The sequence below is a fragment of the Asaia prunellae JCM 25354 genome (assembly GCF_000613885.1).
In the GTDB taxonomy this organism is placed as follows: Bacteria; Pseudomonadota; Alphaproteobacteria; order Acetobacterales; family Acetobacteraceae; genus Asaia; species Asaia prunellae.
In genome coordinates, this window is the sequence record NZ_BAJV01000002.1 from 208045 (window position 1) to 220935 (window position 12891).

The 12891-nt window shown below is 57.8% G+C and carries 12 protein-coding genes and 1 pseudogene; 6 read left to right on the top strand and 7 right to left on the bottom strand.

What is annotated here, in order from left to right; translation table 11 throughout:
* The first annotated feature begins 22 nt into the window (after positions 1–22).
* Positions 23–3478: a transcription-repair coupling factor gene (gene mfd / locus JCM25354_RS02420; RefSeq protein ID WP_025884829.1), complete on the top strand. Its 3456-nt coding sequence runs from the start codon at positions 23–25 to the stop codon at positions 3476–3478.
* Between the two features lie 172 nt (positions 3479–3650).
* A complete protein-coding gene (locus JCM25354_RS02425) occupies positions 3651–4445 on the top strand; it encodes an SDR family NAD(P)-dependent oxidoreductase (protein ID WP_025884830.1) in 795 nt (264 codons plus the stop codon).
* Positions 4446–4478: 33 nt separating this feature from the next.
* Here JCM25354_RS02425 and JCM25354_RS02430 read toward each other — a convergent pair whose 3' ends face one another.
* Genes JCM25354_RS02430 through JCM25354_RS19715 form a run of 3 tightly spaced genes read right to left on the bottom strand, consistent with a single transcriptional unit; the run spans position 4479 to position 6098 of the window.
* Positions 4479–4715 (bottom strand): hypothetical protein, encoded by a 237-nt coding sequence (locus JCM25354_RS02430; protein WP_025884831.1) that lies wholly within the window; start codon positions 4713–4715, stop codon positions 4479–4481.
* A complete protein-coding gene (locus tag JCM25354_RS02435) occupies positions 4667–5182 on the bottom strand; it encodes a hypothetical protein (protein ID WP_025884832.1) in 516 nt (171 codons plus the stop codon). The genes JCM25354_RS02430 and JCM25354_RS02435 overlap by 49 nt, the downstream gene beginning before the upstream one ends.
* 4 nt (positions 5183–5186) lie before the next feature.
* On the bottom strand, positions 5187–6098 hold the full coding sequence (locus JCM25354_RS19715; RefSeq protein ID WP_148301347.1) for a hypothetical protein: 912 nt from the start codon (positions 6096–6098) through the stop codon (positions 5187–5189).
* A 110-nt stretch (positions 6099–6208) separates the two neighbouring features.
* Here JCM25354_RS19715 and JCM25354_RS02445 point away from each other — a divergent pair, with 110 nt between their 5' ends.
* Positions 6209–7621 carry a pyridoxal phosphate-dependent decarboxylase family protein gene (locus JCM25354_RS02445; RefSeq protein WP_025884834.1) on the top strand — a complete coding sequence of 471 codons (1413 nt, stop codon included), beginning with the start codon at positions 6209–6211 and terminating at the stop codon, positions 7619–7621.
* 65 nt (positions 7622–7686) lie between these two features.
* Here the strand turns inward: JCM25354_RS02445 and JCM25354_RS02450 are convergent, their stop codons facing one another.
* The 3 genes and pseudogenes from JCM25354_RS02450 to JCM25354_RS02465 form a co-directional block, all read right to left on the bottom strand.
* Positions 7687–9549 (bottom strand): cobaltochelatase CobT-related protein, encoded by a 1863-nt coding sequence (locus JCM25354_RS02450; RefSeq protein ID WP_025884835.1) that lies wholly within the window; start codon positions 9547–9549, stop codon positions 7687–7689.
* Between the two features lie 13 nt (positions 9550–9562).
* Positions 9563–10578: pseudogene (locus JCM25354_RS16075) on the bottom strand (AAA family ATPase).
* 111 nt (positions 10579–10689) lie between these two features.
* On the bottom strand, positions 10690–11277 hold the full coding sequence (locus JCM25354_RS02465) for a DnaJ domain-containing protein (protein WP_035446606.1): 588 nt from the start codon (positions 11275–11277) through the stop codon (positions 10690–10692).
* Positions 11278–11328: 51 nt separating this feature from the next.
* On the opposite strand from JCM25354_RS02465, the gene JCM25354_RS16080 reads away from it, so the two are divergent.
* From JCM25354_RS16080 to JCM25354_RS22000, 3 genes are read left to right on the top strand one after another with little or no spacing between them, the layout of a single operon-like run.
* A complete protein-coding gene (locus JCM25354_RS16080) occupies positions 11329–11616 on the top strand; it encodes a BolA family protein (RefSeq protein WP_035446607.1) in 288 nt (95 codons plus the stop codon).
* Between the two features lie 5 nt (positions 11617–11621).
* Positions 11622–11864 (top strand): hypothetical protein, encoded by a 243-nt coding sequence (locus JCM25354_RS21995; protein ID WP_025884837.1) that lies wholly within the window; start codon positions 11622–11624, stop codon positions 11862–11864.
* Complete coding sequence (locus JCM25354_RS22000; protein ID WP_243443839.1) at positions 11861–12202, top strand: LolA family protein; 342 nt, start codon at positions 11861–11863, stop codon at positions 12200–12202. Before JCM25354_RS21995 ends, JCM25354_RS22000 begins: the two co-directional genes overlap by 4 nt.
* On the opposite strand, the gene lipB is transcribed toward JCM25354_RS22000, so the two are convergent.
* The gene (gene lipB, locus JCM25354_RS02480) at positions 12106–12870 is read right to left on the bottom strand and encodes a lipoyl(octanoyl) transferase LipB (RefSeq protein ID WP_051537164.1); all 765 of its coding nucleotides are present in this window, start codon (positions 12868–12870) and stop codon (positions 12106–12108) included. The two genes, JCM25354_RS22000 and lipB, sit on opposite strands and share 97 nt — an antisense overlap.
* Between the last annotated feature and the right edge of the window lie 21 nt (positions 12871–12891).

Genomic DNA, 12891 nt, shown 5'->3' on the forward strand with positions numbered 1-12891 from the left:
CGCGCGTGCTTTGGATTTCTGAATGACCGATACCCCCAACTGGCCGACTCTCTGGGGCGTGCCGGAAGCCTATACCGCGTTTCTCCTGCGTCGCCGCCTTGGCGAACACGAAGGGCCGCTGATCCATGTGGCGCGGGACGATGCGGCTGTTGCCGCCCTTGCTGATATGCTTGCCTATGTCGAGCCCGATGTCAGTGTGTTGCGTTTCCCGGCATGGGACTGCCTGCCTTATGATCGTGTCTCACCCAACCCGGTGATTACGGCCGAACGTGCCGCCACACTGACGCGGCTGCTTGAGCCCGCAGGCAAGACGCGGCGTATCGTGCTGACTACGGTCCATGCACTTGTTCAGCGTGTGCCGCCACGCGATGCCTTCCGCAACCAGTCGATTGGTGTGAAAAAAGGTGAGTCGCTAGATCAGGCCATGCTGATCGAGCTGCTGGTTGCCAGCGGATACACCCGTACCGACACGGTGATGGAGGCCGGGGAGTTCGCAACACGTGGCGGGATATTCGATCTATTCCCGGCTGGGGAAAGCGAGCCGATCCGCCTCGATCTGTTCGGGGACGAGGTGGATAACATCCGCCGTTTTGACGTGGCCACCCAGCGTTCAACAGAGTCCCTTGAGTCGTTCAAGTTGCGTCCGGTCTCGGAATATGCCCTGAGCCCGGATGCGATCAGCCGTTTTCGCTCGGCCTGGCGGGACCTGTTCGGCCCGTCTTCAGCATCGGATGTGCTGTACGAGCATGTCAGTGAGGGGAGGCGCTTTCCGGGGCTTGAGCATTATATCCCGCTCTTTCATGAGCATATGGACACGCTGATCGATTATCTGCCTGATGCTTCAGTCAGCTTCGATCATCAGGTGCCGGATATCCTCAAGGCGCGCTTAGAAATGATCGCTGATCATTTTGAAGCCCGCAAAGCCCCGGCCCGTGAAGGAGAGGCGATTTACCGCGCCCTGCCATCTCATCTGCTCTATCTCAACCGCACTTCCTGGGATGCAATGCTTGCCCGGGTACCGAGCATCGCCCTCAATCCCTTTGCAAAACCCGATACAATGCAGGGACTGGATGCGGGTGGCCGACCGGGGCCAATTTTTGTCCGTGGCAAGGACGGAACGCGTGAAGGCGCGTTTGATGCACTCCGAACCCAGCTCGAATCCTGGGAGAAGGCCGGACGGCGCTGCTTTGTCACAGCATGGACCAAAGGCTCCCGCGAACGTATTGCTTCGTTGCTCCGGGAGCACCGTTTCACGACAGAACTTCATGACAGCTGGGCTTCGGCGGCAGGGATTGCTCCCGGGACAGTCGGTCTGATCGTCCTCGGGCTTGAACGTGGTTTTGTGGCCGATCGCATGGCGTTCGTTTCCGAGCAGGATCTGCTTGGCGAACGTATTGCCCGTCCACCACGTCGCAAGCGCCGGGCGGAGCAGTTCATCACCGAGGCCTCCGAAATCAGTGAAGGCGATCTGGTAGTTCACGCGGATTATGGCATCGGGCGTTATGAAGGGCTTGAGACTGTCAGCGATGGCGTGGCCCCGCATGATTGTCTGAGGCTGCTTTATGACGGTGCCCAGAAGCTCTTTTTGCCTGTCGAGAATATCGAGCTTTTGAGTCGTTTCGGCTCCGAGCAGGGCGGGGTCGCGCTCGACAAGCTTGGCGGTCAGGCCTGGCAGGCCCGCAAGGCCAAGATGAAGGAGCGTATCCGCGATATGGCGGGTGAGCTCATTCGCACCGCTGCAGGGCGCGCCATGAAGGACGCGCCATCGCTCATTCCTGCCGAAGGCATGTGGGACGAGTTCTGTGCGCGTTTTCCGTTTGTCGAAACCGAGGATCAGTCACGCGCCATTGCTGATGTGCTTGAGGACCTGACCTCAGGCCGTCCCATGGATCGTCTCGTTTGTGGCGATGTTGGCTTCGGCAAGACTGAAGTGGCCTTGCGAGCAGCGTTTGTGGCAGCTCTTTCCGGCGTGCAGGTAGCCGTTGTCGTACCGACCACACTTCTGGCGCGTCAGCATTTCCGCAGCTTTTCGACGCGTTTCGAAGGCTTCCCCGTGCGTATCGCGCAGCTTTCGCGTCTGGTGACAGCCAAGGAGGCCGCCGAAACCCGTAAGGCGCTTGAAGAAGGACAGGTGGATATTGTTGTTGGTACCCATGCGCTGATTGCAAAATCGGTCGGGTTTGCCAATCTCGGGCTGCTGATCATTGATGAGGAGCAGCATTTTGGCGTGGCGCACAAGGAGCGTCTCAAGTCTCTGCGCGAAGATGTGCATGTGCTGACGCTCTCTGCCACACCGCTCCCTCGTACGCTTCAGCTTTCGCTTACCGGCGTGCGGGAAATGAGCCTGATTGCGACCCCGCCGACTGACAGGCTGGCCGTGCGAACGTTCATTACGCCCTTCGACAGTGTGATGATACGTGAGGCGATCCAGCGTGAGCGTTTTCGTGGTGGGCAGATCTTCTGCGTCGTTCCACGCATCGAAGATATGGACAGGATGGCTGAGCGTCTGCGCGATATCGTGCCCGATGCCAAGACCGTCCAGGCCCATGGCCGTCTGACGCCTGCCGAACTTGAGCGCGTCATGACCGAGTTCTCGGACGGTCGTTACGATGTTCTGCTCTCGACCAATATCGTCGAAAGCGGGCTCGATATGCCTGCGGTAAACACGCTTATCATTCATCGTGCCGATATGTTCGGCCTTGGCCAGCTCTATCAGCTGCGCGGTCGTGTAGGGCGCGGGAAGCAGCGCGGTTATGCATATCTGACATGGCCACAGAGCCATCGTCTCTCGCCAGCTTCCGAAAAACGTCTGGAAATCATGCAGACGCTTGATACGCTTGGTGCAGGGTTTACCCTTGCATCGCATGATCTTGATTTGCGTGGTGCGGGCAATCTCCTCGGTGATGAGCAATCGGGCCATATCAAGGAGGTCGGCATCGAGCTGTATCAACAGATGCTCGAAGATGCCGTCACTACCATGCGTCTGCAGAAGGACCAGAAGCGCGAGGAAGACAAGGACTGGACGCCCAATATCATTCTCGGCCTGCCGGTTCTGATCCCCGAAACCTATGTGCGGGATCTGCCTGTGCGTCTTGGTCTCTATCGACGCATTGCCGGGCTCCAGGGGGAGGCCGAGCTCGATGCCATGCGTGCCGAAATGGTCGATCGTTTCGGCTCCCTGCCGCAGGAAGTCGAGAACCTTCTTGACGTGGTCGTGATCAAGCGCCTGTGCAGCGCGGCCGGGGTTGACCGCCTTGAGGCAGGGCCAAAAGGTATGGTCATCCAGTTCCGTAATCGCAAGTTCCGCAATCCCATGGGGTTGCTCAAATGGGTTGAGCGTCACAAGGATCAGGGGGTCAAGCTTCGTCCCGACCAGAAACTCGCTGTAGTGCGTGAAATGACCAATGCCCAGCGCATCACGATGGCACGCAAGGTTATGACCGCACTCAGGAAACTGGCGGAGAAAACCGATCCCTGATCAGGGCTGAAAACCGGAGCTTTTCAATGGGCTGGAATGGACCTGTTGTCTCCGGCCTGCTGAAAGATCGCGCAGACAAGGCTTCGGATCAAGCAGGGGGTGATGCCCCATCCGGGCAACTTGAACGGGATTCGTTTGTTCGCTGTCTAGCGTATGAATGGAGAAGCTTATGCTGACGATCAATCTCTCGGGCCAGAAGGCTCTTGTGACAGGATCAACAGGGGGTATTGGCCTTGCGATCGCGTCGCGTCTGGCTCAGGCAGGCGCCCATGTGATCGTTAACGGGCGTGGCAAAGAGCGTGTGAATACCGCAATCGAGGCGATCCGCAAGGATGTGCCAGGTGCAACGCTGACGGGGTTCGCGGGCGACGCAGCACGTCCGGAAACTGTACGGGCATTATATGAGGCCCATCCTGATCTGGATATTCTGGTCAATAATCTTGGTATATTCGAAGAGGTACCATTTGCCGATATCTCTGATGAGGATTGGCAGCGCTTTTTCGATATCAACGTTATGAGCGGCGTTAGACTGAGCCGCGCCTATCTTCCCGATATGGTCGAGAGGGGCAGTGGGCGGATTGTGTTTATTTCAAGCGAATCCGGGCTGAATATTCCGGCTGAGATGATCCATTACGGGTTCAGCAAGGCAGCCCAGATTGCCATTGCCCGTGGTCTTGCGGAAAGTGTGGCGGGTAGCGGTGTAACGATCAACAGTGTGCTGCCCGGTCCGACCCGGACCGAGGGTGTTATGGAAATGCTGGGCAAGACCGCGCAGCAATCGGGGAAGACACCAGAGGAAGTTGAGGCCGGTTTTCTCAAAAACAATCGTCCAACCTCATTGATTCGCAGGCTCGAAGAACCGGAAGAGGTGGCAAACATGGTCGCGTATATCTGCTCGCCGCTGGCATCAGCGACGTCGGGCGCGGCCTTGCGTGTTGAGGGGGGATTACTGCGCCATCCGGGTTAGGGTGAAAGCCGGAACTACAGGCTGAAAAGTGGTTCAGGGCTGGAATATGGAGTGTCGTTCCGGGAGCAGCTTGTCGATGAAGCACTGATCGACAGATCTTCCGGCAATATCGACAAGAATCCCTGAAAATCTGTTGCTCCTGTCATAAAGAGCTACAGCGGCAAAGCCTCCATCGCTGCCCGTACTGGCGATGAAGGCAGGAACGTTGTCGGGCGGAATGTTCAGAGGGCTGGCAAAATGCGGCTGGTTGGAAATCTGGCAATCATCCACTCGAAAGACTCATTTCGTTGATCAGCCAGATCGAGCGCCTTGAGGGCCTGTAGGGCTCTTTCGGAAAACACCCCTATGCAGGCACCATCAACAGGAAATTCAATCAGCATTTCCTTTGAAACGGGGAGTGTTCCTTGTGCTTCCAGCCAGATCAGACTGTTGGTATGGGCAAAGAACGAATCGTTTTCCTCTCCCGATTCAAATACCCAAGGTGTCAGGATTGTGGGGATCTCCGGTAGGGTAGCCGCCTGCAAGGCCTCCGGCCCGCTGAGAGGGTCGCCAATATATAGGCTTTCCGTAACGGTGATCGGAGTGAAGCTTTGCCAGTAAAACGGGCGCCCTGCTTCTGACTCCAGCCATTGACGGGCAGGAGTCAGAGGTGATGGAATTTCCTGTTCGTTATGCGACTTGTGGATATTCAGCGTAGTCTGCTTTTTTCCTCGCCATATGAGCGTCCACCAGGCCACGGGATCAATTGACCGGAATAGGGATCGAGTTGACCTTCAGAATGCCGCCACCAAGCGTGAGGTCCCACATCACTTTGTTGCCGTCGCGATGCCCCATGAACTGGGCCACCGAAAGCGCAGTCGAGACCCCACCCGGCAGCACAGGGCGAATTGTTGCCAGCAGGTCACTCAGATCCGTGATTGCCAGATGGATCTGACCGGTGCTCGTGGCCGTCGTGTGACCGGGAGAGATCCAGCCGTTACCCTCCAGCTTTCCCTTGGCCCAAAGGGCTTCAAGAGAGGAAATGGTAATTTTTCCTTCGGGGGTTTTCCCTCCATCGAGCATCTGTTCGGGGATAGTGAGTGTGGTACGCAGACTGGCTGGTAATGCCGAACCACCCGGTGCGCTTAGACCCGACGCTGCAAAAACAATATCGATGCTGCCAGAAGCCTGACCGGCACGCAGGGTGGCGTTCACGTGCTCTGCAGAGTAACGGTTCTTGCCGCTGGAGAGGGCGACGCCTGTCCAGACAAGCTCGGCGACGGCCCCCTGATGCAGGGCGTCACGCAGATTTCTGAGTGCGGCGCGGCCGTTCACATCGTGACACCCTGCCGGCGAGCCGTCATGGACAAGCTTGAGCAGGCCAAACGAGATGAGTGCGTTGGCGTCGCGCAGATTGGGAAGGGTCAGATGTCCCTGCCGGTCCTGCACCACTACTTGCCCGACCCCCAGATGAGCGTCACCAGTTGCGAGGGCCGCGCTGTAGCCTGACATGGACAGGCTGGCCGTACCCATTGTCCTCGATGTGGCATCTGATGTCATGCACGCAGCGGGAATGGCATCGGCCCGGGCCTGTGTCAGGCTTCCACCGAGGGCGAGAAGCGCTATGAGAGAGGCTGTGGCGTATTTCATGGGAGTAAGGATGGGGCTGTTCATGTTGCCACACAACCGGAATTTTGCGGCAGGAGTTGGGCGCAGGCAGTGGCATCGTTACAACGGACATCAAAGCCGTCAGAACATGTTTCAAGCAGGGTATTGGATTGGCAATGAGTGGACTTGACCCCCAGGACTGGACATCGATGCGCGCTCTGGCGCACCGCATGATGGATGATGTGTTTGATCGGGCTGAGCAGGTCGGCAGCGGGCCGGTATGGCAGCCCATGCCTCAGACAATACGTGACGCCTTCAAGCGTGAATTGCCCCGGCAGGGACGGGCGGCGGAAATTCTCTACGGAGAATTTCTTGAGCAGATCCGCCCCTATTCGAATGGCAACATACATCCCGGTTTTATGGGATGGGTGCAGGGGGCGGGGACACCTGTTGGCATTCTGGCCGAGCTTCTGGCTGCAAGTCTGAACGATAATTGTGGAGGGCGTGATCATGCGGCGATCGAGGTCGAGCGTCAGGTTATCCGTTGGGCCGCCGAGATGGTCGGGATGCCCGAAGAGGCTTCTGGCTGTCTTGTAACGGGGTCATCCCTCGCCAATTTCATCAGCATCGTCACGGCCAGCCGTGCAGTTGATCCCTCTTTGCGCCAGCAGGGCGTGTCGGGGCGTAAACTTGTTGGTTACGCAGCAGAGACGGCCCATGGCTGTGTCAGCCGGGCTTTTGATCTGGCCGGACTGGGAAGCGATGCGCTGCGTCTGATCGCGGTTGATGAGCTGTATCGTATGGACGAAACGGTACTTGCCGAGCGTATCAGAGAGGATCGGAAGGCGGGGTATCATCCTTTCATCATCATTGGTACGGCAGGCAGTGTCGATTGTGGGGCCGTTGATCCGCTTGAAGCCCTGGCCGATATCGCGCAGAGAGAAAATTGCTGGTTCCACGTCGACGGCGCCTTCGGCGCCTTTGCAAGGCTTTCTCCTGAACACGCCATTATGCTCGATGGTATCGACAGGGCTGACAGCCTGGCGCTTGATTTTCATAAATGGGGGCAGGTGCCCTATGATGCAGGCTGCGTTCTGGTACGTGACCGCGCTGCCCATGCCCAGGCTTTCTCGCAATCTCTCAGTTATCTGACACGAGCCGATCGCGGTCTGGCCGGGAATGCACCATGGCCTTGCGATTTCGGACCAGACCTGTCGCGTGGCTTTCGGGCGCTTAAAGTCTGGATGACTCTTGCTCATTACGGGACAGACCGTCTGGGCGAGATGGTTGCCACGTGCTGCGACGTTGCGCGTTATCTTGCCGAGCGCGTGGAAAATGATGCCCGGTACCTGCTTATGGCACCGGTCGCACTCAATATCGTCTGTTTCACTCTGGTGGATCTTGATGATGATGCGGTTGATGAGCTGGTGAAGGACTTGCACGAGAGCGGTATTGCGGCCCCCTCAACAACCCGTATCGAGGGGCGGCTTGTCATTCGTGCAGCTATTGTCAATCATCGCACAACGCGGCGTACGATCGATGCCATGCTCGACCAGATCGCTCTTCTGGCAGAAAAACACGGCAGTTAGCGGTCTGCAAGCCCCGGTAACCACAGGCTGGAAGGCTGTTGGTTACCGGGGCAGGGCAGATCATTTTATCGGGCGACGAAGAGATCCGAGAGCTGCTGGATCATTGTACCGCCGAGCTCTTCGGCATTGGTGAGCGTGACGGAATTGCGATAGTAGCGTGTGACGTCATGCCCGATTCCAATCGCCAGAAGCTCGGTTTCGGGAGAGGCTTCGACCCGCGCGATCACAGAGCGCAGATGATCCTCAAGGTAAGAACTGGGGTTCGTCGAGAACGTGCTGTCATCAACCGGAGCTCCGTCCGAGATTACCATCAGGATGCGACGATGCTCCGGTCTGCGGCGCAGGCGTTTCCATGCCCAGAGCAGGGCTTCGCCATCAATGTTTTCCTTGAGCAATCCTTCGCGAAGCATCAGTCCCAGATTGTTTCTGGCTCGACGAAGCGGAGTATCTGCATCCTTGTAGATGATATGGCGCAGATCGTTCAGGCGCCCCGGATCGGCAGGGCGTCCGGCAGCAACCCAGCGTTCACGGCTCTGTCCGCCTTTCCAGGCGCGTGTGGTAAAGCCGAGAACCTCTGTTTTCACGCCACAGCGTTCCAGCGTACGCGCGAGGATGTCACCGCACATGGCTGCAACAGAAATCGGGCGTCCGCGCATGGAACCGGAATTATCAATCAGCAACGTGACGACGGTATCGCGGAATTCGGCCTGTCGTTCTGTCTTGTAGGAGAGGGAGAGCGTCGGATTGGCCACCACACGGGCCAGACGCGCCGCGTCCAGAATACCTTCTTCCTGATCGAATGCCCAAGAGCGCTGCTGCTGGGCCATAAGCTTGCGCTGGAGACGATGCGCAAGCCGGGATACCACACCTTGAAGGCTGCTCAGTTGCTGGTCGAGTTGCTGACGCAACCGGGCCAGCTCGTCAGGATCGCAAAGCTCTGCAGCATCGGCCTCTTCGTCGAAAGCCGTTGTAAAAATCTTGTAGGCCGGGGCGGTGCTGGCTGTTTCGCCTTCCTTGCTTGCGTCATCGTCAAGTGTACCGGCCGGTTGTTCGGCGCCCTCATCCTGAAGATCGGAATCGCTTGAATCCCGGCTGTCAGGCTGTTCAGTCGGTTCGGGCTGAAAGCCATGTGTGTCGCTGTCATCCTGATTCTGGGGTGAGGGCTCCTCTTCAGGTTGATCGGATTCCGTCTGGCTGTCGTCGTCCTGATCAGGATCGTCAGTCTCGCTCTGTTCATTCTGCTCCGGCTCATCGGTCAGATCAAAGGCCTTGAACAATCCCGAACAGGCCTCGGCGAAACGCGTCTGGTCCATTTGCGACGAGGCAAGTCTGCCCAGGGCACGTCGGGCATCAGGTGAGAGCGTGTCGCGCCAGGCTTTCAGTCCGGCTCCCGCCTGGGAAGGCGCTGCCTCGCCCGACAGGGCCTCGCGTACGAGTAAAGGCAGAGCAACCGAGGCAGGCATGGTGTCGCGTGTCGTCATGCGACCGTAGCCGCCATCAAGACAATCCTGCACAAGCTTGTGATGCAGATTGGCCTGCACCCCCGCCATATGCCGGGCACCGAACACCTCGCAGCGCACCTGTTCCAGCGTGTCATAGAGTGGGCGCGTCTCAGGGGTTTCCGCGTTCAGGGGCAGGGGGGACAGATTTGAGTCGTGGTGTCGCAGCCTGAGCGCAGCGGCATCTGCAGCGCCACGCACACGCTGCATTTCCTGAGGGGTGAGTGCACGCGAAACATAAGGGAGCTGCACACCCTTGCTTTGACTGGCTGCTGACGACGCGGCAAAGCTGATCTCGGTTTCTGGCTCACCTGACATGGCGCGCAAAGCCGCAGTCGTTGCACGGCGAAAGGCATCTGTGCGTTCACTGCCGGGCAAGGCAAGATCTGTCGTGTTCCTGTCTGGCGTCTTTGGCCTGGGGGAAGCCATGGGCCTGCCCCTTTCAGCTGTTCAGAGGCGAATGGTTGAAGCAGCGCTGGTAGTACTCGGCTACAATTCCGCGCTCGGCCTCATCGCATTTATTGAGGAAGGTGAGACGAAATGCGAAAGCGAGATCACCAAAGATACGCTCGTTTTCGGCCCATGTAATGACCGCACGTGGTGACATGACAGTCGAAATGTCACCGGCCATAAAGCCTGAGCGGGTCAGGTTGGCAAGTGCCACCATGCTTTCCAGACGCTTGGTGATGGCAGGTTCCTCGCTCAGACCCAGCTTGGCGCGGACAATCCCGACTTCCTGGTCAAGGGGCAGATAGTTGAGAGAAGCAACAATGTTCCAGCGATCCATCTGTCCCTGATTGATCTGCTGCGTACCGTGATAGAGTCCGGTTGTGTCACCAAGTCCGACCGTATTGGCGGTTGCGAAGAGGCGGAAACCGGAATGTGGACGGATAACGCGGTTCTGGTCGAGCAGGGTCAGATGCCCCTCGGCTTCAAGAACGCGCTGGATGACGAACATCACATCAGGGCGGCCTGCATCATACTCGTCGAAGATCAGCGCCACGGGGTGTTGCAGACACCATGCAAAAGCCCTTCGCGAAATTCGGTAATCTGCTTGCCGTCACGCAGGACGATAGCGTCCTTGCCGATCAGGTCGATACGCGAAATATGGCTGTCGAGATTGATGCGGACAGTTGGCCAGTTAAGGCGGGCTGCAATCTGCTCGATATGCGACGATTTGCCGGTGCCATGAAAGCCCTGCACCATGACGCGCCTGTTATTGGCAAAACCGGCCAGAATCGCGCGCGTAGTGTCACAGTCGAACTGGTAGCTGTGGTCGATATCAGGCACATGTTCGGTGCGTATGGAAAAGGCGGGAACCTCCATGTTGCAATCGATGCCAAAAACCTCACGGGCAGATACGATCCGATCAGGCGCGCCAAGTACATGGGTCGGCACCGCGTTCTGTTCGGCGGTAACAACCGTTTCCGGTGCGTCGATAGAGGCGAGATCGCTCATGGGTTCAATCCGTCTTTCATACAGTCTGGCGACATTCTGTCTTGTCTGGTTGCCGCCAAGATATGGTCATGTTTCCCCTGATGGCCAGAGGGAAACGCGCAATAAACCGGCCTAGAGACTGATCAAATGGGCGCGAATCGCGCTATAGGCCACGCTTACGGTCTTGAAGCGGTCTTCCGCTGCCGGATCCCCGGCATTGGCATCAGGATGATGTTTTCGGGCAAGTTCCTTGTAGCGTGTCTTGAGTGTGTCAACCGTCAGAGGCCAGTCAAGCGCAAGTGCCCGCAGATGATCCCTGAGCCCCGGTGGTGCGGCTTCCTGTGCCTGCTGGTGGCGTCGTTTTGCCGATTGGGCACGTTTGGCGCGAGTAGATGAAAGGATATCAAGAGGATCCAGAACCTCTTCCTCATCGAAACTCTGACCACCACGTGTTCCCAGTTTCCATGAGGGTCGTTGCCAGGAGATATCGGCGCGCAGCTGGGCTTCGATCTGCCCTGGTGTCATACCCTTGTAGAAATCCCAGCGCGCATTGTACTGGCGGACGTGATCAAGGCAGAACCAGAAATACTGCCGTAATTGTGTTCGATCCTTGGGTGCACGATATCCTGCATGCTCGGTGCAGTTTGGCATGTCGCAGTAACGCTCCGGCGCGTCAGGATCGGGGTCGAATGCCCTGTGTCTTGTGGATTTGCGCTGCATGATCGGGTTTATGTGCGTTGTAAGAGTGATTGATGCAAGAAGGGAGTGCTCATGAGTGACCTCAAGGAACGCGCTGCGCGTATGAAGACCGAGCTCCAGGCGAAGTTGCAGCCCGTCGAGCTGGTCATACGTGATGACAGCAAACGCCATGCGCATCATGCCGGACGCAACGGTATTGAGGGAGATGAGACCCATTTCACCATCTCCATCGTAAGTGATCGTTTTGGTGGCATGAACCGTGTCGCGCGGCACAGGCTTGTGAACGAGCTTCTCAAGCCCGAATTCGCCTCCGGGCTTCACGCCCTCTCACTCTCTCTTTCAGCCCCCGGTGAAGAATGAGAGCGATGCTGCGCCGGCTTCCGGCACTGACGCTTCTGGGTGCATTGGCCGGGTGCGCGGTCAATGGCATGGATGGGCTCTCTCCTGCGCAGCAGCGTGATGCTCATCGCGTCGAGACAGTGCTCAACAGGCCTGTTACGTTCACAGGTCATTTCGTTCAGGTAGGGCCGGGCCAGAATCGCGGGGCAGGGCAGTTTGACTATCGTCCGGTGCGCTGGCCCTTGATTATGTCTCCCCCCATGTCATGACCCTTAGGGCCTCGGGCAAGCACCTTGTGCTCAACGATTCCCAGACAGGAGCCGTGACAAGGATGAGTCTGGCGCGCAACCCGCTGGGTCTGCTTCTTCATGTACCAGTGCGCTTTACGGGTGCGATTCGGGTGACCGATATCCATATGGCGCCGGGCGCAGCACAGATATCGCTCGCAGAAGCAGACAATCCGTCCCAGGGCCTCCTGACCCTGCAATTCATCGACAGAAACGGAACACTTCAGCTTTCAACGGTGGATGGTGTGGACGCGCGTGGCAACAGGATAGTGCTGTCCCTTTCCGATGTTACGGAAACCGGATCCGTGCCAAAAAACTGACCCCAGTGGGACAGCAGGGCGTTATCCAGATCTTCCATCGTAAGAGTCGGATCAAAGCGTCTGAGGCTTGTCACACCATACTCCCTGATACCGCAGGGAATGATGCCATCGAAATCGCCCAGGCGCGGATCGAGATTGATCGAGATGCCGTGCCATGACACCCAGCGACTCACTCTTATGCCAATGGCAGCGATTTTCGTCTCACAACCGGATATCGGATCATCAACCCATACGCCGATCCGGTTGCATTCCGTGCGACCTGTGACCCCCAGGCTGGAAAGGCTGGCAATGACCCAGCTTTCCAGGCTCTGGACAAAAGCCCGCAGATCACGCGCCGGCGTGGGACCATGCGGACGCTGGAGGTCAAGCATTACATAAACGATTCTCTGACCGGGTCCGTGATAGGTCCATTGCCCCCCGCGCCCCGCCTCGAAAGTGGGCAGATCATCCGGGTTGATAAGGTCTGCCGGCTTGGCCGAGGTCCCGGCTGTGTAGAGCCTTGGATGTTCCAGAAACCACAGGCGTTCCTCGGCTTCACCTGACCGTATGGCTGCGGCGCGATTCTGCATTTCACGCAGCGCAACCTCATAGGAAATCAGTTCTTTTTCCCTTTTCCAGAATATTTTGTCGAAAATCGCCGTTTCGGCGATTGCCTGCTCATGAGTCATCGGCTATAGCCCCCTTCACAC